This window comes from Streptomyces sp. NBC_01017, from assembly GCF_045162795.1.
GTDB lineage: Bacteria > Actinomycetota > Actinomycetes > Streptomycetales > Streptomycetaceae > Streptomyces > Streptomyces machairae.
On record NZ_CP108683.1, the window covers coordinates 3662045 to 3684452 of the forward strand.

The window sequence follows — 22408 nt, forward strand, 5'->3', positions numbered from 1 at the left end:
GCTCACCCGGTTTCGGCCGTCACCCGTCGGCCGTCACCCGGTTTCGGCCGTCACCCGGACCGGAGCGGCCCGGAACCTCGCCCGGTACTCGCTCGGCGTCGTGGCGTGCCGGCGGCGGAATGCCCGGATGAGGGTGTCGACGGTGCCGAACCCGCAGAGCGTGGCGACCCGTTCCAGCGTGGCGTCGGTGCTCTCCAGCAGGTTGCCGGCCAACTCGACCCGGGCCGACTCGATGTAGGCGTGCGGCGTCATGCCGAGTTCGGACTTGAAGATCCGGGTCAGCTGGCGGTCGCTGACATGCGCGTACGCGGCCAGGTCCGGGACCGTGAGGCGCCGGCCGAGGTTGTTCAGGACGTGATGCCGGAGGTCCTCGATGCGCCTGGTCGTGGACACCGGCTCCAACGGCACGCTGAACTGGGACTGCCCGCCGGGCCGCTTCAGGTACATCACGAGTTGGCGGGCGACGCGCAGCGCGACCTGCTCCCCGAAGTCCTCCGCGACCAGGGCCAGGGACAGATCCAGGCAGGCGCTGATCCCCGCGCCGGTCCAGATCTCGCCCTCCTCGCGGATGAAGATCGGATCCGGGTCGACCCGCACCGCCGGATGGTCGGCGGCGAGCCGCTGCGCGGTGGACCAGTGCGTGGTGGCCCGCTTGCCGTCGAGGAGCCCCGCGGCGGCGAGGATGTGCGCGCCGACGCACACCGAGGCCACCCGTCGGGTACGGCCGGCCAGCGCCTTCACCCGGGCCACCGTGCCGGGGTCGGTGACGGGGTGGATGCGGCGCTCGCCGTCCACCTCGACGGAGCCGGGGACCAGGAGGGTGTCGATGGCCCGTTCGGCGACTTCGGAGAACGTGGTGTCGGGCAGGATCCGCACGCCGGCCGCCGTCGTCACCGGCGCGGTCGTCTCGGCGGCCAGTACGACCTCGTAGCCGACGCGCCCGGTGGTTTCGTGCGGGACGAGGGAGAACACCTCCGGCGGGCCGGTGACGTCGAGGAGGTCGACGCCCTCGAACAGCACGATCACGATCAACCGGTTCACGGCCCCCACCCTGTGCCCCCCTGCCTCGCTCGCGCACGCGGGTGTCGGTTTCTGCGAACTGCACGTCATTGCCGACAGCCCGGTGCGGGTCATAGCGTCGCATACGTGTTCAACAGGCTGTTGAGCAGCGGTTCAACTCGTTCAACCAGCCCTCGGAACCTCACGTCCCTCCCCCAACCCCTGGAGAAGTGCTGTGGCCAGCAAGACGCTGCGCGAACTCGGCGGTGCCGACGCCACCCCCGCGACCCTCGCGTCCTCGACGCTGATCCTCGTCGACTACCAGAACACCTACACCCGCGGTGCGATGGAACTCGACGGCTGGAAGCCCGCCCTGGAAGCGGCGTCGGATCTGCTGTCCCGGGCCCGCGAGGCGGGAGCCGAGGTCATCCACGTCCAGCACGACGACGGCGAGGGTTCGCTGTACGACATCCGCACGGAGATCGGCCGGATACACCCCGCCGTCGCGCCCGTCGAGGGCGAGTCCGTGGTCGTCAAGCAGGCCCCGGACTCCTTCCACGGGACCGACCTCGGCAAGCTCGTGGACGAGGCGGGGAACGAGACGGTGATCGTCGCCGGGTTCATGACCCACATGTGCGTCGCGTACACGACGGCGTCCGCGGCCCTGCGCGGCAACAAGCCGACCGTGCCCGCGGACGCCTGCGCCACCCGGTCGATCGTGGACGTGTCCGCCGACGAGCTGCACCGCAGTGCGCTGGCGGCCATCGCCGACGCGTACGGCGTCGTGGTCGCCTCCGCAAGGGAGCTGGCCTGACACGGCGCGCACCGGGCCCGCGTCCGTCCCCTTGATCGCGGCGGAACACAGGGATCCTCAGAACCCTCCGCCGTCGAACCCTCCTCCCCCACCGAAGTCCCCGCCGCCGAACCCGCCCCCGAAGTCCCCGCTGTCGAAGTCGGCGCCGGAGACGTCGCCGCCCTCGTAGCCGCCACCGCCGTAGCCGTCGCCCCCGCCGTAGTCGGCGGCGTAGGCGGGCGTGGCCATCATGCTGCCGAGCAGGGTGCCGATGAGGAGGCCCGGGAGGATGCCGCCGCCGAAGTAGCCGCCCGCCCAGGGGCCGTAGGCCGGGCCGGCATCCCAGTAAGGGCGGCGGCCGTACTCGGTGTCGACCTCGCGGATCACGGGGTCGCGGCCTTCGGAGAGGCGGGTTCGGTCGGCCGCGCAGACCGGCACCTCGCGGGCGCTGCCGCCGGGCGGGGTCCAGGTCTCGTCGGCAACCGCCGGGCCGTGCCGCGGGTCGAAGAAGCAGGGCGGACGGCGTTCGGGCAGGGGCTGGTGTTCCCGGCGGGCGGCCAGCTGGGTGAGGGAGAAGCGGCCGTCCGCCAGGGCCTGGGTGACTGCTTTGACGTCCTCCGGTTTGCGGGCCGAGTCCATCAGCCGTTTCGCCTTTTCGTAGGCGTCCAGGGCGCTCTCGTAGTCCACGCGCATCGCGTCGTCGGCGCCGGCTTCGCCCGGGTGGAAGTCCAGGCGGTCCAGTTCCTCACCGAAGGCGGTGATGTCCTCGTCGACCACGACCCGCAGCTTGTCCAGCGCCGCCTGCTGCTCCGCCTCGCGGCGCCGCCGGTTGCGCTTGACCAGCGCGTACGCGCCCGCGCCGCCCGCCGCCAGCACCACGCCGACGGCGATCAGACCGCCGGCGTCGAAGCCGTCGCCGGCCCCACCGTCACTCCAGCTGGCCGGGGCCGTGCCGTTCACGTTGCGCAGGGCCGAGTCGACGAAGTCGTTCAGCTGGGCCTTGGGGTCGCCGGCGGTCTGCACCGAGGAGACCAGGTTGTCCACAGCTTGGCGGGACATCACCGAGGAGTCGGCCGCCGCGTCGAACCGGTCACCGACGTGGACGCCGTACAGGCCCGTCACACCGGTTTCCGTGCGGAGGTTCAGCAGCAGGTTCCTGGTCGGCTGGTCGGCCGGCAGGACGGCGATGAAGATCGGTTTGTCGGCGTCCTTGATCTTGTCGGCGAGCGCTTCCGCGTCGGCCGACGACAGCTGGTCCGAGGCTGCGGGATCCACGTAGACGGGATCATCGCGCAGCGCCTCGGCAACCCGGGAGACATCCGTGGCCGCATGTGCGCCGGGCGGGCCGGCCACAAGCACCGCCGCGGTTGCGGCGACCGGCACGATCAGCAAGCGCATGAGTCCCCGGAAGAGCGGAGTCCTCATACTCTCGACGCTACCTGATGGAACGGGCAAAGGCGCCGGTCCAGGTGGCTGGATTCCCACCGGGCCCGGCGCCCCCACGGCAGCCGCCGCGTACCGTACGGCGGCTCAGGCCGCGCGGTACGCCGCGCTCAGCCTCTCCACCGCCGCCCCGTACCGGCCCGTCAGCAGCAGATGATCGGCCTCGGCGAAGGGCTCCACGACCGCCTCGGTGATCCCCGTGCGGGCGGCCTTCTCCTGGACGATCAGCCGGGCCTTGGTGACGAGCGCACGGCCCGCCTGCTGCGCCCCGGCCCTCTCGGCCGCCCGGGCCGCGATGCCGAGCGCCCTCAGGGTCGAGGCGCCCCCTCCCGGCACCTTGGTCAGCGTGGTCAGGCCCCAGCCGTACGGGAACCTCGGGTCGTACGCGCTGTCCCCGACGTTGATCGGCAGCTGTGCCTCCGGCTTCGGCCAGGTGACGGGGAGTTGCCCGGTGAAGGCGCGCTTCCCGTACAGCACGTCCGCCACGCCGTCTCCCTCGGTGCCCGGCAGCCAGGACGCGACCAGCGCGTCGATCCCGGCGAGCCGCTCGTCGTCGACCAGCTGCGGACGCCCGGAGACGATCAGCACCGCGCACTTCATGGCGCCGCACACCTGGTCGACGGCGGCCCGGTCGGCGGCGCTCAGCTCCAGGCCGTTGCCGTTGCCGACGTCACCGACACCCTCGGCGTACGGGGTCTCGCCGACGACGACCACGCCGACGTCATGGCCGTCCATGGCGAACCGGCCCCTGACGCCGACCGGGAGGGTGACGGCGTGGCCCCAGGTCCCGGTGAGCCCGAGGATGTGGTCGATGCCGCCGACGGGCTGGTAGTCCGTGCTCCGTGCGGTAGGCCTTCACGTGGCTGCCGGAGAGGACCCTCTCGCCCTCGGGCGCGTCGTCGCGGGCGACGGAGACGAGCAGGGCGGTTCTTCGCATGGAACGTCCCTCGACTCTCATGGCCCGCTTATGACTTACCTCACGCCTTGAGTTAACTGGGAGCGCCGATTGGCGTCAAGACTTCACGTCAGACCCGGTGCGCACTCAACTCCTGGCCGGAGCAGTGCCGTTGCCCCTTCACCTCATGAACGCGCGACCCCTTGACGCGCATGCGAGCCCGTCATTTACTCACGCCTCGCACGCCCCCATCCCCCACCGCCAGAAGGGCGGCGCTCCATGAGGAGATCCACTCGATCCACGCGATCCACGCCATCCCCTCGGTCCACCCGGACGCTCGGGCTGCTGCTCGCCGGGCTCCTCACCACGGCCGGCTTCACGGCGGCCGCACCCGCGCAGGCCGCCGGCGAACAGGTCACCGCCTGGCTCACCACGACGGACGACACCGGCGGACGCCATGTGACCCGCGGACTCCAGCCGCAGACGCCGTTCGCCTTCCAGGCCGGCTCCGGCGGCAGCGGTGAGAACATCACCGTCGACGAGAACACCCGCTACCAGTCCTTCACCGGCGGCGGCGCGTCCTTCACGGACACCGCGGCCTGGCTGATGGACGGCAGCGGCGCGTTGTCGCAGGCCACGCGGGACGAGACCATGCGCAAACTGTTCTCCCCCACGGAGGGCATCGGACTGTCGTTCCTGCGCAACCCCATGGGCGGCTCGGACCTCGCCCGCTTCGGCTACACGTACGACGACATGCCCGCCGGGCAGACCGACCCTGACCTCTCCGAGTTCTCGATCGCCCACGATCTCCAGGACGTCGTGCCGCTGACGAAGCAGGCGCGTCAGCTCAACCCGGGGCTCACCGTGATGGCCTCGCCGTGGACGGCGCCCGCCTGGATGAAGGACAACGGGCAGCTCAACGGCGGCTGGCTGAAGGCGGAGCACTACGGGGCGTACGCCTCGTACTTCGTGAAGTACGTGCAGGCCTACCAGGCCCAGGGCATCCCGATCTCGTACGTCACCGCGCAGAACGAGCCGACCTGCTGCTCGGGCTATCCGTCGATGAGCTGGAACGCGAGCGGGCTCGCGTACTTCACGAAGAACGAGCTGCTGCCGAAGCTCCAGAACGCCGGGCTGTCGACGAAGGTGCTGGCGCACGACTGGAACTGGGACACCTACGACGCCTACGCCGCGCAGACGGTCGACGACGCGGCGGTCCGCAACCACCCGAACTTCGGCGGGATCGCCTGGCACGGCTACGGCGGTGACGTGGCCAAGCAGACGCAGGTGCACAACCAGTATCCGCAGCTGGACGCCTTCGGCACCGAGCACTCCGGTGGCACCTGGATCGCGAACCAGCAGCGCGAGGACATGATGAACATCATCGACTACACCCGGAACTGGGCGAAGTCGGTGACCAAGTGGTCGCTCGCGCTGGACCAGAACCGGGGTCCGCACAACGGCGGCTGCGGGACCTGCGACGGTCTGATCACCGTCCACAACGGGGACTCCCGGCACGGGCAGGTCGACTACACCGTCGAGTACTACACGATGGGCCATCTGACGAAGTTCGTGAAGCCGGGCGCCCAGCGCATCGCGTCCACGGCGTCGTCGTCGGTACCGAACGTGGCGTGGCGCAACCCCGACGGATCCAAGGCGCTGATCGCCTACAACGACTCTTCGGCCGCCAGGACCGTGACGATCAACTGGGGTTCACAGCACGCCACTTACTCGCTGCCCGGCAAGACGTCGGCGACGTTCACCTGGTCGGGCACGCAGACCGAGGGCCCGTCGCAGTCGGGGGCGTTGGCGGGTCTCGCCGGTAAGTGCCTGGACGTGGCGGGCGGTTCGTCGGCCGACGGTACGGCGGTGCAGCTCTACGACTGCAACGGCTCGACCGCCCAGCGGTGGACCGTACAGGCCGACGGGTCGGTGCAGGCACTGGGCAAGTGCCTGGACGTCACGTCCGGCGCGACCGCGAACGGGGCGAAGGTGCAGCTGTACGGCTGCAACGGGTCGGGGGCGCAAGCGTGGTCGTACAACGCCACGACGGGCGATGTGGTCAACCGCGCCGCGGACAAGTGTCTCGACGTGGCGGACAACTCCTCGGCGAACGGCGCCCGCGCGCAGATCTGGAGCTGCACGGGCGCCGCGAACCAGAAATGGCGTCTGCAGTAGGGCGCCGGCTCAGGCGAACGGCTCGCCGATGCCGAGCAGGTTGCCCTCGCTGTCGTGGAACCAGGCGGCGCGCTCCCCGCGGAAGCCCTTGCTCGGGTAGTGGCCCTGGACTTCGGCGATGCCGTTCGTCGTGCGGAGCCCAGGCACGTCGACGTCCTCGAACTCGACGCCGCGCCGCCCGAGTTCCGCGACGACCGCCTCGACGTCCTCGACCTGCCACCCCATCTGGGTGAACGTACCGGGGGAGGCTCCGGTCGACTGGTACACGGCGAACTCCGTGCCGCCGCACCGGTACAGCAGCCCGCCCGGCCGTTCGTCGACCGGGTCCAGACCGAGCTTCTCGGAGTAGAAACGCCGGGCCCGCTCCAGGTCCTGGGCGGGCAGGCGGCTCGCCACCTGCCCCCGGGCCAGGAAGTGCCGGGCGTCCGTGTCCGTGACGTCCTTGTCGTCCATGGCTCAACTGTACCGTGGACGACGGGCGCGGCGCAGGTGGCGAGGTCCGTTCGGCCTACTCGGCCGGCGTCACCCCGGCCCGCAGCAGACCGTACGTGTACGCGTCCTCCAGCGCCTGCCACGACGCCGCGATGACGTTCTCGGCGACACCGACCGTGGACCATTCGCCCGCCCCGTCGGACGTGGAGATCAGGACACGGGTCGTGGACTGGGTGCCGTGCACGCCCTCCAGGATGCGGACCTTGTAGTCGACGAGGTCCAGCTTGGCGAGCTGCGGGTAGATCTTCTCCAGCGCCACCCGCAGCGCGCGGTCGAGGGCGTTGACCGGGCCGTTGCCCTCCGCCGTGGCGACGATGCGCTCGCCCTTGGCGAAGAGCTTGACCGTGGCCTCGTTGGCGTGGCTGCCGTCGGGGCGGTCCTCGACGATCGCGCGCCAGGACTCGACCTGGAAGTACTTCAGGGGCTTGCCCTCGACCTCGGTGCGGAGCAGGAGTTCGAAGCTGGCGTCGGCGGCCTCGTACGTGTAGCCCTCGAGCTCGCGCTCCTTCACCCGCTCGACCACCCGGCCGACCAGTTCCCGGTCGCCGCCCAGGTCGATGCCGAGCTCCTTGCCCTTGAGCTCGATCGACGCGCGGCCCGCCATGTCGGAGACCAGCATCCGCATGGTGTTGCCGACCTGCTCGGGGTCGATGTGCTGGTACAGGTCCGGGTCGACCTTGATCGCGGAGGCGTGCAGGCCGGCCTTGTGCGCGAAGGCGGAGACGCCGACGTACGGCTGGTGCGTGGACGGCGTGAGGTTCACGACCTCGGCGATGGCGTGCGAGATGCGGGTCATCTCACGCAGGTGGCCGTCGGGAAGGACCTTCTTGCCGTACTTCAGCTCCAGGGCCGCCACCACCGGGAAGAGGTTGGCGTTGCCGACCCGCTCGCCGTAGCCGTTGGCCGTGCACTGGACGTGGGTCGCGCCCGCGTCGACGGCCGCGAGGGTGTTGGCGACCGCGCAGCCGGTGTCGTCCTGGGTGTGGATGCCGAGCCGGGCGCCGGTGTCGGCGATGACCGTCGAGACGACCGCCTGGACCTGGGCGGGGAGCATGCCGCCGTTGGTGTCGCACAGGATGACGACGTCCGCGCCGGCCTCCGAGGCCGTACGGACGACGGCTTTGGCGTACTCGGGGTTGGCGCGGTAGCCGTCGAAGAAGTGCTCGCAGTCGACGAAGACACGGCGGCCCTGCTCGCGCAGGTACGACACCGTGTCGCCGACCATGGCGAGGTTCTCCTCCAGCGTGGTGCGCAGGGCGAGCTCGACATGCCGGTCGTGGGACTTCGCGACCAGGGTGACCACCGGGGCGCCGGACTCCACCAGCGCCCTGACCTGCGGGTCCTCGGACGCCTTGGCGCCCGCGCGGCGGGTGGAGCCGAACGCGACCAGCTGGGCGTGCCGGAAGGTGATCTCCTGCTGGGCGCGCGCGAAGAACTCGGTGTCACGGGGGTTGGCGCCGGGCCAGCCGCCCTCGATGAAGCCCACGCCGAAGTCGTCCAGGTGACGGGCGATGGCCAGCTTGTCGGCGACGGTGAGGTTGATGCCCTCCCGCTGGGCGCCGTCGCGCAGGGTGGTGTCGAAGACGTGGAACGAGTCGTCGAGCTCGCTGGTTACCGACATGGTCGTAAGGCTCCTGTATTGGATCTCGGTCTACCGGAATGACCGGCTCCACCGTCCCCACCTATGGTCCCTCACGCTCTCCGCCCGGCTGCGGGTGGGCCGGGAAACAGAAAAACCTCTCGCGGGTGCGAGAGGTCTGCGCGCGGGTCGAGGACGACGGTGTCCACCCGTACCTGGTCGTACGTGGTGGTCACTGCGGACCGGCGCGCCTGCTGCCAATAATCATGGCGAACGAGAGCACGGGGGCAGTCTGGCACAAGTCGCCCCCGCGCTCACCGTCCGTCTCAGGATGCGAGCACTGCGCTGATCACCGCAGGTGGCGGACGTAGACGTGCGTGGTGTCCTCGGTGTCGTCCGGCACGAGGTCGGCGCCCCGGCTGCTGAAGGCGACCGTGCGGCCGTGCCGGTCGATCACCGGGTACTCCGCGTAGTCGGCGCTCGGGCCGCCCTGTGCCGCGGCGCTGACGAGCTCCGTGCGTCCGGTACGCAGGTCGCGCACGTACACCTGACGTGCGCTGTTCGGGGCTGCCGAGCCGAACGCGAGGTACCTGCTGTCGGCGCTGAGCCGGGCAAAGCCGGTGTAGGCGGCGGGGTCGGCGGCGTCGATGCGGCCCAGGTCCCCCGTCTTCAGATCACGGACGAAGACGTTGTGGGTGCCGTTGGTGTCGCCCGGCGTCAGCTGCGAGTCCAGCGAGTTGAACACCGCGTACCGGCCGTCGGCGCTGACCTGCGGGTACTCGGTGTGCCCGTCGGACACCGTGCCGTCCGGCGCCTTGTCGACCTGGGTCAGTTCGCCGCTGCGCACGTCACGGACGTAGGCGTCGCTCCAGTCGCCCCGGGTGGGGTACGGCACGAAGAACCGGTAGCCGACCTTGGTGCCGTCCGCGCTGATGGTCGGCTGGGTGGCGGCGGACTTCCAGGCGCCCTCGCCGGGGACCTGGCTGATGCGGACCCGCTCGCCGGTGACCCGGTCGACACGGTAGACCCGGTTCGACCGGTCGCCCGCAGGCCCCGCGTCGCTGGTGTGCAGGGCGACGAAGGCGAGGTAGCGGCCGTCGGCGCTGAGGGCGGGCATGCCGGCGGCGCTGTAGCCCGTGTCGACGGCGTCGTCGATCCGCTGGAGGGCGCCGGTCCGCAGGTCCTTGACGAAGATGTGGTTGTCGGCGGTGTTGTAGGTGGGGTTGGACGTGAACGCCAGGTACCGGCCGTCGGCGCTCAGCGAGACGTCCAGGACGTTCGCCTCCCCCGGGCTGCCGTCCGCCGCGGTGCTCGCCAGACGGGTGACGCCGGTCCGCAGGTCGCGCACGAACGCGTCGGCGACGCCGTTGGAGTCGCCCGCGACGAGATTGTCGGCGTCGGAGACGAACGCCAGATGGCGGCCGTCGGCGCTCAGGCTCTGCCCGTTGGAGCCACGGTTGCCGTCCGTGCCGTCCGGGGCCACGCTCGCCTTCTCGGTGTACGGCGCCCTGGGTGCGGCGCCCGCCGACGTGCCCGACAGCGTCGCCGTCGCGGCGGCCAGGGCGATGGCGAGCGCGACAACTCGCTTGGTGCTGTGCATGGTTGTTCCCCCGTTGATGGTCGTTGTCATTGAACTGTCCGCAGGAAGACGTCCGGCACCCCGTTGGTGTCCCCCTCCACCAGATCGGGTGACGCCGACTCGAACGCGACGACAGTGCCGTCGGCGTTGACGGAGGGGTGCCGGGCCGGGAGGTCGTTGCGGCCGCCCCAGCGGTCGACGCTGACCAACTGTCGTTGTCCGGTGGCGAGTTCGAGCAGGTACACGGCGTCTCGCGAGGTGTACGCGAGGTGCGTACCGCTTCCGGAGAGCGAGGGCTCGGTGCCCCTGACCCGAGTCGTCGTCCCCGCGTCGAGGTCACGGACGTGGATCTCGTTGCCCTGCCGGAAGGCGACCCGGCGGCCGTCCCCGCTCAGGGAAGGCGCTGAGGCACCTTCGGCTCCGGTCTGCTCCAGGGCGCCGGCGTCCAGGTCGGCGACGTGGACGCCGCCGCCCTGTTCGAAGGCGATGTACCGGCCGTCGTAGCTGATGGAGGGGTTGCCCGCCGCCTCGCCCGTGGGCGCGCTGACGGCGTCGGTGGTGCCGCCGTTGAAGCGGAAGCGGTAGACGCGGGATTGCGGATGCGGGTCGGCGTCGGTCGCGGGCAGTGTGGCGGTGTAGGTGATCCACTGGCAGCTGGGATCCACCGCGGGCTGTCCCATCCAGGTGAAGCGGACGCCCTGGTAGGAACCCAGGCTGGTCAGCTTGCCGACCGAGCGGTTGCGGACGTGGACGCCCGGACCGCCGTCGGGGTCGTAAGGGGCCGCATAGCCGACCATGCGTCCGCTGGAGCAGGGCGTGCCCTCGGACGCCGGCTTCTGTGTGCCGGAGTTGACCTGGCCGATACCGCCGGCCGCGTTGACGAAGACGTTGTCGTCCGACGTGAACGCGACGACCTTGTCCGCACCCATCACCGGGTCGTACGACGCCTCGGGCCGCTGCTGTCCGTCTCCCGTCATGCTGATCCGCTCGGTGACGGACGGCATCGGGGCCGGGTTCTTGCGGAGTGGGCCGGAGAAGACGAACACGTCCGACTCCGCGTTGGTGTCGCCCGGCACCAGGTGGGATGCCGTCGAACTGAACGCCATCGCACGCCCCTTGTCGGCCAGCGCGCCCTCCATGACCTGGGCGCTCGGTGGCAGGGCGGCGCCGCGCAGCCCGGTCCGCAGATCGCGCACCCGCGTGCCGTCCGCGCCCGAGACGACCGCGTACCGGCCGTCCGCCGTGACGGCGGACGTCGTCCCCTCGGCCACCCGCCGCGAGGTGCCCGCGCCCAGGTCGTGGACGTACAGGCCACCCTCCGCTTCGAGGAGGACGCGACGGCCGTCCGCCGTGATGCGGACCAGGAAGGCGGCGCCGAGGTCCGTGTCGACCTGGGTCCGCTCGCCCGTCGCCCGGTCCTTGACGAAGACGTCGGCCGGGTCCTCCTCGGAGCCGCTGCGGACGGAGTAGGCGACCCGCTCGCCGTCGCCGCTCACCGAGGCCCCGGGTTTGTCGCCCTCCTCGGCCGGTGAGATCAGTTCGTCGGTGCCGGTGGCCGTGTCGCGGACGTACAGCAGCCGGAAGTTCTCCGAGCCGTTGCGGTTGCCGATGGTGTACGCGACGTGCGTGCCGTCCGGGCTGAGGGACTGCACGCGCCCCAACTCGTTGGAGCCGGGCGGGTTCTCGGGCCACAGCCGCTCCGCGCGGCCGGTGGCGCGGTCGTACAGGTAGGGCGCGAGGAACCGGGTGCCCGCGGAGAAGGCGATACGGCTCCCGTCGGCGCTCGGCATCGGCGAACCGTACGTGTAACCGCTGCCGAGGTCGATCCTGGTGACCCCGCCGCCGGCCAGGTCCTTCACGAGCAGGCACGGGGTGAAGTGCGCGCAGCCGAAGCTCGGCGCGGTGGACACGAACGCGGCATGACGGCCGTCCGCGCTGATCGCGGCGTCGTTCGAGGAGCCGTCGGCCTGGGTGCCGTCGGCGGCGGTGCTGACGCGTTCGACGAGCGGCGGGCGGGGCGCCGCGTCGGCGCTCGGGGCCGCCGTCCCGGCGAGCGCGAGCAGCAGGGCCGCGCCTAACGAGGCTCTGGACACACGTGCGACTCCGGACATGTTCCCCCCTGTGGTCCCCGCCGACGCTCCACCACCCGGCCCCCGCCGGGAGTTCGCAACGAGGCAAACGCATCACCGGCCACAGGGTCAATCGGTCTTATTGCGTACAACCCGGGCAGGAGGTCAGGCGTCCGCGAGGAGGCCCTCGTCCAGGAACTCCCGTACGTGGCCGAGAATCGTCCCCCGGTCCGTGCCCCGCAGCCCGATGGCCACATGGATGGAGAAGCCGTCCAGCAGGGCCCGCAGTCGGGCGGCGAAACGGTCCGGGTCGACCGCTCGGAACTCGCCCCTCGACACCCCCTCCGCCAGCAGCGCCACCAGGTCGCGGTGCCAGGCGCCCTCGATGGCGGCCTGGCGGTCGCGGGCGTCGTCGTCGGCGTTCTGCGAGCGGTTCCAGACCTCCAGCCACAGCGTCCAGTGGGGGTCGCGGTGGCCGTCGGGGACGTACAGGTCGACGTATGCGTCGAGGCGTTCGCGGGCGGAGGCGGTCCGGGTGAGCAGCCGCCCGCGCTCGGCGCCGAGCCGGCCCTCGCTCCACTCCAGGGTCCGCAGCAGCAGCTCGTCCTTGGAGTGGAAGTAGTAGAGGAGATGGCCGCTGCTCATCCCGACCTCACGGCCGAGGGCGGCCATGGTGAGCTTCTCCAGGCCGCGTTCGGCGATCATCTCCATGGCGGCGGCGAGGACGTCCTCGCGGGGCGGGGCGGGGGTACGGCGGCGGGCGGGGGTCACGCGACGGCCTCCACACGGACGGCGTCCGGGACGAGCCGGGTCTCGTACCCGATGAGGCGGGTGGCGTCGGCATGGGGTGCGAGGCCGACGGCGTCGAGCGGGTGCAGGACATAGGTGCCGCGTGATCCCGCGGAGACCAGCAGGCCCCGCGCGTCGGACTTCCACCCACCGCCCGGAAAGACCCCGTCGTACTCGCCTGCGGGCCCCTCGTACGGCACGTACGGCGCGCCGAAGGGGTGCGGGTCGACGGTGTACGCCCCACGCGGGACGCTCGCCGGTCCGGGCCGCGGCTTGTCCGCGTCCGCGAACCCGTCCCGGTCGGGACACGGGGGCATCTCGTCGAGCCGCCGGACCGGCTCGGTCAGCCGGGTTCCGCAGGTGGCGCAGAGCAGTACGTTCACCCGTACGTTCTACCTGACCCCGGCCCTCGGCTGCTGCTGGGTAATGCAGTGGATGCCCCCGCCGCCGGCGAAGACCGTCCGGGCGTCCACCAGCGTCACCGTCCGCTCCGGGAAGAGCCGGCGGAAGATGCCGGCCGCGATCTCGTCACGCGGGTCGTCGAAGCCGCACAGCACCACGCCGCCGTTGCAGAGGTAGTGGTTGATGTAGGAGTAGTCGGCCCAGTGGCCGTCCGCCTCCAGGACGGTCGGCGCGGGCACCTCGACGACCTCCAGGCGGCGGCCGCGGGCGTCCGTCTGTGACTTCAGCAGGCCGACGATCTCCTTGGTCACCTCGTGGTCGGGGTGGGCCGGGTCCGGCTGCACATGGGCCACGACCACGCCGGGGCGGGCGAACGCGGCGACGATGTCGACATGGCCGAGGGTGCCGAAGCCGTACGGCGGGTAGTCGCCGGTCAGGCCACGCGGCAGCCAGATCGCCTTGCGGGTGCCCAGGTGGGCGTGGATCTCGGCCTCCACCTGCTCGCGCGTCCAGTGCGGGTTGCGCTCCGGGCCGAGCTGGACCGTCTCCGTGAGCAGGACGGTGCCCTCGCCGTCGACGTGGATCGCGCCGCCTTCGTTGACGAGCTTCGAGGCGTACGTCCTGGCCGACCCCGCGAGGTCGGAGACGTACGCGGCGATCTTCGCGTCATGCTCCCAGCGGGCCCAGTCCTGGGCGCCCCAGCCGTTGAACGTCCAGTCCACGGCGGCGAGTTCGCCCTTGCCGTCGGTCAGAAAGGTCGGGCCGATGTCGCGCATCCAGGCGTCGTCGAGGTCCCGCTCGACCGTCTCGACGTCATGGCCGAGCAGGGCGCGGGCCTCGGCCGACTGGCCGGGGCCGCACACCACCGTCACCGGCTCGAAGCGGCGGACCGCACGGGCGACGGACGCCCAGGCGATCCGGGAGGCCGCGAGGTCGTCCGGGTCCTCGAAGGTCGGGTTCGGTCCCGGCCAGGCCATCCAGGTGCGCTCGTGCGTGGCCCACTCGGCGGGCATGCGGAAGCCGTCGGCGGCGGGGGTCGTCATGGCGGGTCCTTGTCTGAACGTCACAGGAAATAGAGGCGGTTGAGGGAGACCGAGTCGGCCGGCTCGGAGCGCAGCGGCTCGCCGTCGAGGGTGACCAGGCCGGTGCGCTGGTCCACGTCGACGGCGCCGGTACGGGAGTTGAGGCGCAAGTCGGCCGGCCCGATGCCGCGCGTGCCGCGCACGGCGACCCTGCGGCGCCGGGTCGGCATGGTGTCGTTGCCCTGGTCGACGGCGGCCTGCGCGACGAAGGCGACGGAGATGTCGGCGGGCGTGGCGCCGTACGCCCCGAACTGCGGTCCCAGGACGAGGGGTTCGCAGGTGTCGGTGGCCGCGTTGGGGTCGCCGACCACGCCGTAGGCAGGGAAGCCGGACTTCAGCACCAGCTGCGGCTTGGCGCCGAAGTACTCCGGCCGCCACAGCACGATGTCGGCGAGCTTGCCGGCCTCGATCGACCCCACCTCGTGCGAGAGGCCGTGCGCGATGGCCGGGTTGATGGTCAGCTTGGCCATGTAGCGCAGGACGCGCTCGTTGTCGTCGCCGTCGTCCGGGGCGCCGAACTCGGCCTTCATCTTCCCGGCCATCGCGAAGGTACGGCGGACCGTCTCGCCGGCGCGCCCCATGCCCTGCGCGTCCGACGAGGTGATGCCGATCGCGCCCAGGTCGTGCAGCACGTCCTCGGCGCCCATCGTCCCGGCGCGGATGCGGTCGCGGGCCATGGCGGCGTCGCCGGGCAGGTCGGTCTTCAGGTCGTGGACGGAGACGATCATGCCGTAGTGCTCGGCGACCGCGTCCCGGCCGAAGGGCAGGGTCGGGTTGGTGGAGGAGCCGATGACGTTCGGGACGCCGGCCATCTTCAGCACGTTCGGGACGTGTCCGCCGCCGCAGCCCTCGATGTGGAAGGCGTGGATGGTGCGGCCCTCCAGTACGCGCAGGGTGTCCTCGACCGAGAGGCACTCGTTCAGGCCGTCGCTGTGCAGGGCGACCTGGACGTCGTACTCCTCGGCGACCCGCAGGGCCGTGTCCAGCGCCCGGGTGTGGGCGCCCATGTCCTCGTGCACCTTGAAGCCGGAGGCGCCGCCCTCGGCGAGGGCCTCGACCAGCGGGGCCCGGTCCGACGAGGAACCGCGCCCCAGGAAGCCGATGTTGACGGGCCAGGCGTCGAAGGCGTTGAACGCGTGCCGCAGCGCCCACGGGGAGTTGACGCCGACGCCCCACACCGGCCCGAACTCCTGCCCGATGATCGTGGTCACGCCGGAGGCGAGCGAGGCCTCCATGATGCGCGGCGACAGCAGGTGCACATGCGTGTCGACGGACCCGGCGGTGGCGATGAGCCCCTCGCCGGACACGATCGACGTGCCCGTGCCGACCACGACGTCGACGCCGTCGAGGGTGTCGGGGTTCCCGGCCCGCCCGATCGAGCAGATCCGGCCCTCCCTGATGCCGATGGAGACCTTGCGGATCCCCAGCGCCGCGTCGATCACGACGACGTTGCTGATCACCACGTCACAGGTCTCCCGGACGGCGGCCGCCTTGAGGTGCAGCCCGTCCCGGGCGGTCTTGCCGAACCCGGCGAGGAACTCGTCGCCGTAGCGCTGGGAGTCCGACTCGACGCGGATGGTCAGGCCGGAGTCACCGAGGCGGATGCGGTCGCCGGCGCGGGGGCCGTGCGTGGCGGCGTACTCGTGTGGATTCATCGTCGTGCTCCCTGAAACTCGCCCCCCGGAGCCGTGGCTCCCAGATATCCGCAGGCGGCGGCCCTGCGCAGGGCCTCTTCCTTCACCCCCGGCGCGTCCAGCGCCCCGTCGACGAGCCCCGCGAACCCGATCGCGATCCGCTCGCCCCCGATCGGGACCAGCCCGACCTCGACGCTCTCCCCCGGCCCGAAGCGCGTCGACGACCCGGCCGGAACGGCGAGGCGCATGCCGTAGGAAGCGCCGCGGTCGAAGTCGAGGCGCGGGTTGGCCTCGAAGAAGTGGAAGTGGGAGGTGACGGAGACCGGCACGGTGGCGGTGTTCGTCACGATCAGCCGCAGGACCGCCTCGGGCTCGGCGTGCTCGGGCCCCGGCAGCAGCGCGCCCGGGCCCCGGTCCGCGAGCCGGCCGCCACCGATGGGGTCGGACACGACCGCCAGTCGCGAGCCGTCGTCGAAGACGGCCTCGACATGCACCTCGGTGACGACGTCCGCCACGCCCGGCAGCACGTCGTCCGGCCCGAGCACGGACCGGGCACGCTCGATCGCCTCGGCGAGGCGGGCGCCGTCCCGGGCGGCCTCGCAGGCGGTGTCCGCGATGAGCGCGGTCGCCTCGGGCACGTTCAGCCTGAGCCCTCTGGCCCGGCGGGCTCGGGCCAGTTCGGCGGCTCCGAAGAGCAGCAGCCGGTCACGTTCCGTCGGGGTCAGTCTCACGACGCGGCACCTCCTTGTCGTCCTCGCTTTAGAGCATCACTCTAAACACTGGATTGATGCAACCGAAACCTTGACGGCAGAGGTTAGGACACATCACATTGAACGTCGTTCTAACCGAGGGAGACCAATATGCCGATGGAACAGCGCGGAGTCGACACCATCCCCGACGGGGAACGCACGAGCGGGCCCCGGGATCTCGTCTCGATCCTGCTGGGGTCCAACCTCTGCCTCGGAGTGATCGTCTTCGGCTGGCTGCCGCCGTCGTTCGGCCTGGACTGGTGGGCGTCGGTGAGCTCGGTCGTCGTGGGCACGGTGGCCGGCACGGCCCTGACCGCCCCGCTCGCGCTGATCTCCCTGCGCACGGCGACGAACCTGTCCACGTCCTCGGGCGCCCAGTTCGGCGTGCGAGGCCGCCTCGTCGGCTCGGTGGTCGGCCTCCTGCTGGCCCTCGGCTACACCGCCCTGACCGTGTGGATCGGCGGCGACGTGATGGTCGGCGTGCTGGGCCGGCTGGTCGGGCTGCCGGCGAGCGGGATCTCGTACGGCGTGGTCTACGGACTGCTGGCCGCGGCGACCGTCGCGGGCGCGGTGTACGGCTACCGCGTGCTGCTCGCCATGTCCCGCGTCCTCGCGATCGGCATGACGGCCCTGCTGGTCGTCGGCGTGATCGCCTACGCCCCGCACTTCACGACCGGCGCGCTGCCGGAGGCGGGCGGCTATCTGCTGGGCGGCTTCTGGCCCACCTGGTTGCTGGCGACGGTGGCCGCGGGCCTGTCCGGGCCGATCGCCTTCATCACGTTGCTCGGCGACTACACCCGCTACATCTCGCCCGCCCGCCACTCCTCACGCCGGGTGCTGCACGCGACCTGGCTCGGCCTCTCCCTCGGCCTGCTGATCCCCCAGCTCTTCGGCACCTTCACGGCGTACGCGGCGGGGGCCGCCCTCGACTACGCCGGACCGCTGGTCTCCGCCTCCCCCGGCTGGTACCTGGTCCCGCTCCTGCTGGCCGCCTCCGCCGGGTCGGTCGGCAACGCGGGCCTGATGCTCTACTCCATGGGCCTCGACCTGGACGCGATCCTGCCGCGCGCGTCCCGGGCGACGGCCACGTACACGGTCGCGGTGATCGCCACCGCCTGTGTCTTCGTCGGCCACTACTACTCGTCCGCGCAGGACGCGATGACGTCCTTCGTCCTGCTGCTGACGGCGATCGGCACCCCGTGGGCGGTCATCACCCTGATCGGCTTCGCCCGCTGCCGTGGCGTGTACGACGCGGAGGCCCTCCAGGTCTTCAACCGGCGGGCGCGGGGCGGGATCTACTGGTACCGGGCCGGCTGGAACATCCCGGCGACGGCGGCGTGGGCCCTGGGCGCGACGGTCGGCCTGCTGGCCGTCTCGCTCCCGTCGTACGAGGGGCCGCTGCTGGCCGTGACCGGCGGGGTGGACTGCAGTTTCCTGCTGTCGGGGCTGGTGGGAGGGGTGACGTACGTGCTGCTGACGATCGCCGACTCCACTCCGGTACGCGAAAGGGCCGCCGCGGACTCGGAGGCCGCGGCGGCCCTGACGGTCAAGGCCGAGAGTTAGCCCAGCTTGTGCATCCAGCCGTGCTTGTCCTCGACCTTGCCCCGCTGGACGTCGAGAAGGGCCTGGCGCAGCTTCATCGTGACCTCGCCGGGCTCCCCGTCGCCCTGCCGCCACTGGGCGCCGGTGCGCTTCACGGTGCCGACCGGGGTGATGACGGCCGCCGTACCGCAGGCGAAGACCTCGGTGAGGGTGCCGTTCCCCGCGTCGCGCTGCCACTGGTCGACGGAGATGCGGCCCTCCTCGGCCTCGTAGCCGAGGTCACGGGCGACGGACAGCAGGGAGTCGCGGGTGACGCCCTCCAGGATGGAGCCGGTGAGGGACGGGGTGACGATCTTGTCGCCGTACACGAAGTACAGGTTCATGCCGCCGAGTTCCTCGACCCACTTGCGCTCGACCGCGTCCAGGTAGCAGACCTGGGCGCAGCCCTCGGCGGCGGCCTCGGCCTGGGCCAGCAGGGAGGCGGCGTAGTTGCCGCCCGTCTTGGCGTCGCCCATGCCGCCCGGCACCGCGCGGACGTGGTCCTCGGAGACCCAGATGGACACCGGCTTGACGCCGCCCGGGAAGTAGGCGCCGGCCGGGGAGGCGATGACGATGAAGAGGTACTCGCTCGCGGGCTTCACGCCCAGGCCGACCTCCGTCGCGAACATGAACGGCCGCAGGTAGAGGGACTCCTCGCCACCGTGCGTCGGGACCCAGGCCTGGTCCTGGCCCACCAGCGCGTCGCAGGCCTCGATGAACGTCTCGACCGGCAGCTCGGGCATGCCGAGCCGGCGGGCGGAGGACTGGAAACGCAGGGCGTTCTTCTCGGGACGGAACGTGGCGACGGACCCGTCGGGCTGACGGTAGGCCTTGAGACCCTCGAAGATCTCCTGCGCGTAGTGCAGGACCATCGTGGCCGGGTCGAGGGAGAGCGGCGCGTACGGCACGAGCTGGCCGTCGTGCCAGCCGCGGCCCTCGGTCCACTTGATCGTCACCATGTGGTCGGTGAAGTGGCGGCCGAACCCGGGGTTGGTCAGTATCGCCTCGCGGTCCGCGGCGGCGAGCGGGCTGGCGGACGGCTTGAGCTCGATCGTGGGCGTCGTCATGAGTAGGTGTCCTTCACCGGTTGGTTGTGGCGGGCCGCGCTCACGCCAGACTGCCAGTGGCCAGTGCTAGGACGTCCGAGCATTCCCTCAATCCGCGGCTCCACGTTCGATTATCGCAAAGAGAGCCGTGGGCGATTCCGGTCTGATCGGTGCGATCGGCGTGCATCGCGACCCAGGGATGATGGTGACACCCGGCGACGGACATGGGGAAGCCGCCGGGTGCGGAGTGACCCGACGGCTTCGAAGGTGTTCGAGAAGCGCGGCGGGTCAGCCGGCTACTCGTACGGCCAGCGCGTCGCCGATCTCCGACGTGCTGCGGGCGGGCTTGCCGGTGCGCTCGGCGAGGTCGGCGGAGACCGCCTCGTCGATGCGGGCGGCCTCGGCGTCGTAGCCGAGGTGGCGCAGGAGCAGGGCGACGGACAGCACCGTGGCGGTGGGGTCGGCCTTGCCCTGGCCGGCGATGTCCGGGGCCGAGCCGTGGACCGGCTCGAACATGGACGGGAACGCGCCGGACGGGTTGATGTTCCCGGACGCGGCGACGCCGATGCCGCCGGAGACGGCCGCGGCGAGGTCGGTGATGATGTCGCCGAAGAGGTTGTCGGTGACGATGACGTCGAAGCGCTCGGGCTGCGTGACCAGGTAGATGGTCGCCGCGTCGACGTGCATGTACTCGGTGGTGACCTCGGGGAACTCCTCGGCCACCTTGTTGAAGATGTTGGTCCACAGGTGACCGGCGAAGGTCAGCACGTTGTTCTTGTGGATCAGCGCGAGCTTCTTGCGCGGGCGGGCCTGCGCGCGGGCGAAGGCGTCGCGGACCACGCGCTCGACACCGAAGGCCGTGTTCACGGAGACCTCGGTGGCGACCTCGTGCTCGGTGCCCTTGCGGATGGTGCCGCCGTTGCCGGTGTACGGGCCCTCGGTGCCCTCGCGGACCACGACGAAGTCGATCTCGGGCTGTCCGGCGAGGGGGGTGGCGACACCCGGAAGGAGCTTCGACGGACGCAGGTTGACGTGGTGGTCGAAGGCGAAGCGGAGCTTCAGCAGGAAACCGCGCTCCAGGACGCCCGACGGCACCCCCGGGTCGCCGATCGCGCCGAGCAGGATCGCGTCGTGCTTCTTCAGGGCGTCGAGGTCGGCGTCGGTGAGGGTCTCACCCGTGGCGTGGTAGCGCCGGGCGCCGAAGTCGTACTCCCTGGTCTCCAGCTTCACATCCTGCGGAAGGACGGCGGAGAGGACCTTCAGGCCTTCGGCCACGACCTCCTGGCCGATGCCGTCACCGGGAATCACTGCGAGATTGAGGCTGCGAGACATGTCGGCACCCTACTCCTCGTCCCATGGGATGACACACGATGTCCGCGATACGGACACCCCGATGGGGGACGGCGTCTGCGTGTCGACCGGCGTTCACCCGTACGTATGGCGGGCGTTGGCCTGTGCTGGGAACTTTCCCAGCATGGACCTCCCCGACTTCGGCATCCCGCCCCGGCTCGCCCGCCGTATGAGCATGGCGGAACAGCACGAGTACCTGCGTACGAGACTGACCAGGCGCCGCACGCTGGTGACGGCGGGCGCGGTGGCGGGCGGTCTGCTGACGGGCTGCTCGGGGCCGGGGTCGGGCACGTCCGGTGCGAAGCCCTCCGTATCGGCGTCCGCGTCCACCCTCACGAAGGTGCCGGGCTCCGCGGTCGCCCCGTTCGGCCGCCATCTCGCCTTCGGCGCCGACCCGAAGGCGCAGATGCGGATCTCCTGGCAGGTGCCGGCCGCGGTGAAGAAGCCGTACGTCCGGATCGGGCTGCGGCCCGACGACCTGAGCCGCCGGATCGACGCCGAGATCCGCGATCTGTACACCCCCGAACTGCAGGGCATCCGCGCGGCGTTGGAGCAGTACTACGTCCATGCGGCGCTGGACTCCCTGCGCCCCGGCACGACGTACTACTACGGCGTGGGCCATGACGGCTTCGACCCGGCGGCCCCCGGGAACCGCGCGACGATCGCCTCCTTCCGCACGGCTCCCGCGAGCGCCGAAACCTTCACCTTCACGGCCTTCGGCGACCAGGGCGTGAGCGAGGCGGCCGCCACCAACGACAAACTCCTGCTGGGCCAGAACCCGGCCTTCCACCTGCACGCCGGCGACATCTGCTACGCGAACGTCAAGGGCCTCGGCAAGGAGTCGGACGCCTACGACCCCGGCTTCTGGGACGGTTACCTCAAGCAGACCGAGTCGGTGGCCAAGTCGGTGCCGTGGATGGTGACGACCGGCAACCACGACATGGAGGCCTGGTACTCGCCGGACGGCTACGGCGGCCAGCTGGCCCGCTGGTCCCTGCCGGACAGCGGCTTCGACTCCCGGACGGCCCCGGGCGTGTACTCCTTCGTCTACGGCAACGTCGGCTTCGTGGCGCTGGACGCCAACGACGTGTCGTACGAGATTCCCGCCAACCGGGGCCACACGGACGGCCGCCAGACCAAGTGGCTGGACGAGCGGCTCGGTGAGCTGCGGGCGGCGAAGGGCATCGACTTCATCGTCGTCTTCTTCCACCACTGCGCGTACTCGACGTCCTCGCACGCATCCGACGGAGGTGTGCGGGCCGAGTGGGTGCCGCTCTTCGCCAGGCACCAGGTGGACCTGGTGATCAACGGGCACAACCACGTCTACGAGCGGACGGATGCCATCAAGAACGGCGAGGTCGGCAGGCAGGTGCCCATCGGCGCATCGACGGACCCGACGCGGGACGGCATCGTGTACGTCACGGCGGGTGGCGGCGGCAAGGAGCTGTACGGCTTCCCCGCGGGCGTCGAGGAGAGCTACGAGGGGCATGTGACCGAGCGTGAGTCGGTCGACACCTTCAAGTGGACCAAGTCACGCGACACCAAGGCGGAGCGCGTGCAGTGGTCGCGGGTGCGCTACCGGGGCTTCTCCTTTCTCACGGTGGAGGCGGAGAGCGGCGCGAAACCCCGGCTGAAGGTGTCGGCACTGGCGCAGAACGGGGAGCGCATCGACCACTTCGAGGTGCGGCGCGGCGGCTGATCGGGCCTGAGGTCAGCGCCCTGCGCGATCAGCCACGACGACGCCGCAC

17 protein-coding genes and 1 pseudogene are annotated in these 22408 nt (G+C 71.2%); 4 read left to right on the forward strand and 14 right to left on the reverse strand.

Annotated features, from left to right (window positions below; all coding sequences use genetic code 11):
* Positions 1-33: 33 nt before the first annotated feature.
* The gene (locus OG331_RS16615; RefSeq protein ID WP_406196819.1) at positions 34-1050 is read right to left on the reverse strand and encodes a GlxA family transcriptional regulator; all 1017 of its coding nucleotides are present in this window, start codon (positions 1048-1050) and stop codon (positions 34-36) included.
* 184 nt (positions 1051-1234) lie between these two features.
* On the opposite strand from OG331_RS16615, the gene OG331_RS16620 reads away from it, so the two are divergent.
* Complete coding sequence (locus OG331_RS16620; RefSeq protein WP_406196821.1) at positions 1235-1813, forward strand: cysteine hydrolase family protein; 579 nt, start codon at positions 1235-1237, stop codon at positions 1811-1813.
* Positions 1814-1870: 57 nt separating this feature from the next.
* On the opposite strand, the gene OG331_RS16625 is transcribed toward OG331_RS16620, so the two are convergent.
* Together OG331_RS16625 and OG331_RS16630 are read right to left on the reverse strand one after the other, a co-directional pair.
* A complete protein-coding gene (locus tag OG331_RS16625) occupies positions 1871-3217 on the reverse strand; it encodes a hypothetical protein (protein WP_406196823.1) in 1347 nt (448 codons plus the stop codon).
* A 105-nt stretch (positions 3218-3322) separates the two neighbouring features.
* Positions 3323-3964, reverse strand: a pseudogene (locus tag OG331_RS16630) (glycoside hydrolase family 3 protein); the annotation flags it as partial.
* 445 nt (positions 3965-4409) lie between these two features.
* On the opposite strand from OG331_RS16630, the gene OG331_RS16635 reads away from it, so the two are divergent.
* Positions 4410-6308: a ricin-type beta-trefoil lectin domain protein gene (locus tag OG331_RS16635; RefSeq protein ID WP_406196825.1), complete on the forward strand. Its 1899-nt coding sequence runs from the start codon at positions 4410-4412 to the stop codon at positions 6306-6308.
* Positions 6309-6317: 9 nt separating this feature from the next.
* Here the strand turns inward: OG331_RS16635 and OG331_RS16640 are convergent, their stop codons facing one another.
* The 9 genes from OG331_RS16640 to ureA all read right to left on the reverse strand — a co-directional run bounded on the left by OG331_RS16640 (position 6318) and on the right by ureA (position 16665).
* Positions 6318-6761, reverse strand: coding sequence for a VOC family protein (locus tag OG331_RS16640; protein WP_406196827.1), 444 nt, complete (start codon positions 6759-6761; stop codon positions 6318-6320).
* A 55-nt stretch (positions 6762-6816) separates the two neighbouring features.
* The gene (gene cimA / locus OG331_RS16645) at positions 6817-8421 is read right to left on the reverse strand and encodes a citramalate synthase (RefSeq protein WP_406196829.1); all 1605 of its coding nucleotides are present in this window, start codon (positions 8419-8421) and stop codon (positions 6817-6819) included.
* Between the two features lie 307 nt (positions 8422-8728).
* Positions 8729-9979 (reverse strand): TolB family protein, encoded by a 1251-nt coding sequence (locus OG331_RS16650; RefSeq protein WP_406196831.1) that lies wholly within the window; start codon positions 9977-9979, stop codon positions 8729-8731.
* 26 nt (positions 9980-10005) lie between these two features.
* Positions 10006-12069 carry a TolB family protein gene (locus OG331_RS16655; RefSeq protein ID WP_406196833.1) on the reverse strand — a complete coding sequence of 688 codons (2064 nt, stop codon included), beginning with the start codon at positions 12067-12069 and terminating at the stop codon, positions 10006-10008.
* 123 nt (positions 12070-12192) lie between these two features.
* Entirely contained in the window at positions 12193-12738 is a 546-nt protein-coding gene (locus tag OG331_RS16660) for a TetR/AcrR family transcriptional regulator (protein ID WP_362384445.1), read from the reverse strand.
* A 56-nt stretch (positions 12739-12794) separates the two neighbouring features.
* Positions 12795-13199, reverse strand: a complete 405-nt coding sequence (locus tag OG331_RS16665) for a hypothetical protein (protein ID WP_406196836.1) — start codon at positions 13197-13199, stop codon at positions 12795-12797.
* 9 nt (positions 13200-13208) lie between these two features.
* Positions 13209-14261, reverse strand: coding sequence for an agmatine/peptidylarginine deiminase (locus OG331_RS16670; protein WP_406196838.1), 1053 nt, complete (start codon positions 14259-14261; stop codon positions 13209-13211).
* A 20-nt stretch (positions 14262-14281) separates the two neighbouring features.
* Complete coding sequence (locus OG331_RS16675) at positions 14282-15955, reverse strand: urease subunit alpha (RefSeq protein WP_406196840.1); 1674 nt, start codon at positions 15953-15955, stop codon at positions 14282-14284.
* On the reverse strand, positions 15952-16665 hold the full coding sequence (gene ureA, locus OG331_RS16680; RefSeq protein WP_406196843.1) for an urease subunit gamma: 714 nt from the start codon (positions 16663-16665) through the stop codon (positions 15952-15954). Before ureA ends, OG331_RS16675 begins: the two co-directional genes overlap by 4 nt.
* 129 nt (positions 16666-16794) lie before the next feature.
* Between ureA and OG331_RS16685 the strand changes: the two genes are divergently transcribed.
* Complete coding sequence (locus OG331_RS16685; protein WP_406196845.1) at positions 16795-18246, forward strand: cytosine permease; 1452 nt, start codon at positions 16795-16797, stop codon at positions 18244-18246.
* Here OG331_RS16685 and OG331_RS16690 read toward each other — a convergent pair.
* Both OG331_RS16690 and OG331_RS16695 read right to left on the reverse strand, forming a co-directional pair.
* On the reverse strand, positions 18243-19331 hold the full coding sequence (locus OG331_RS16690) for a branched-chain amino acid aminotransferase (RefSeq protein WP_406196847.1): 1089 nt from the start codon (positions 19329-19331) through the stop codon (positions 18243-18245). The genes OG331_RS16685 and OG331_RS16690 overlap by 4 nt on opposite strands.
* Before the next feature lie 267 nt (positions 19332-19598).
* A complete protein-coding gene (locus OG331_RS16695) occupies positions 19599-20642 on the reverse strand; it encodes a 3-isopropylmalate dehydrogenase (RefSeq protein ID WP_406196849.1) in 1044 nt (347 codons plus the stop codon).
* Positions 20643-20784: 142 nt separating this feature from the next.
* Here OG331_RS16695 and OG331_RS16700 point away from each other — a divergent pair, with 142 nt between their 5' ends.
* The gene (locus tag OG331_RS16700; RefSeq protein ID WP_406196852.1) at positions 20785-22359 is read left to right on the forward strand and encodes a purple acid phosphatase family protein; all 1575 of its coding nucleotides are present in this window, start codon (positions 20785-20787) and stop codon (positions 22357-22359) included.
* The last annotated feature ends 49 nt before the right edge of the window (positions 22360-22408 follow it).

Coding starts and splice junctions, on each gene's coding strand:
- OG331_RS16675 (WP_406196840.1), bottom strand. CDS start 15,955: ATGAATCCACACGAGTACGCCGCCACGCACGGCCCCCGCGCCGGCGAC.
- OG331_RS16650 (WP_406196831.1), bottom strand. CDS start 9,979: ATGCACAGCACCAAGCGAGTTGTCGCGCTCGCCATCGCCCTGGCCGCC.
- OG331_RS16640 (WP_406196827.1), bottom strand. CDS start 6,761: ATGGACGACAAGGACGTCACGGACACGGACGCCCGGCACTTCCTGGCC.
- OG331_RS16655 (WP_406196833.1), bottom strand. CDS start 12,069: ATGTCCGGAGTCGCACGTGTGTCCAGAGCCTCGTTAGGCGCGGCCCTG.
- OG331_RS16690 (WP_406196847.1), bottom strand. CDS start 19,331: ATGACGACGCCCACGATCGAGCTCAAGCCGTCCGCCAGCCCGCTCGCC.
- OG331_RS16660 (WP_362384445.1), bottom strand. CDS start 12,738: ATGGAGATGATCGCCGAACGCGGCCTGGAGAAGCTCACCATGGCCGCC.
- OG331_RS16670 (WP_406196838.1), bottom strand. CDS start 14,261: ATGACGACCCCCGCCGCCGACGGCTTCCGCATGCCCGCCGAGTGGGCC.
- OG331_RS16635 (WP_406196825.1), top strand. CDS start 4,410: ATGAGGAGATCCACTCGATCCACGCGATCCACGCCATCCCCTCGGTCC.
- OG331_RS16685 (WP_406196845.1), top strand. CDS start 16,795: ATGCCGATGGAACAGCGCGGAGTCGACACCATCCCCGACGGGGAACGC.
- OG331_RS16625 (WP_406196823.1), bottom strand. CDS start 3,217: ATGAGGACTCCGCTCTTCCGGGGACTCATGCGCTTGCTGATCGTGCCG.
- OG331_RS16695 (WP_406196849.1), bottom strand. CDS start 20,642: ATGTCTCGCAGCCTCAATCTCGCAGTGATTCCCGGTGACGGCATCGGC.
- OG331_RS16700 (WP_406196852.1), top strand. CDS start 20,785: ATGGACCTCCCCGACTTCGGCATCCCGCCCCGGCTCGCCCGCCGTATG.
- cimA (WP_406196829.1), bottom strand. CDS start 8,421: ATGTCGGTAACCAGCGAGCTCGACGACTCGTTCCACGTCTTCGACACC.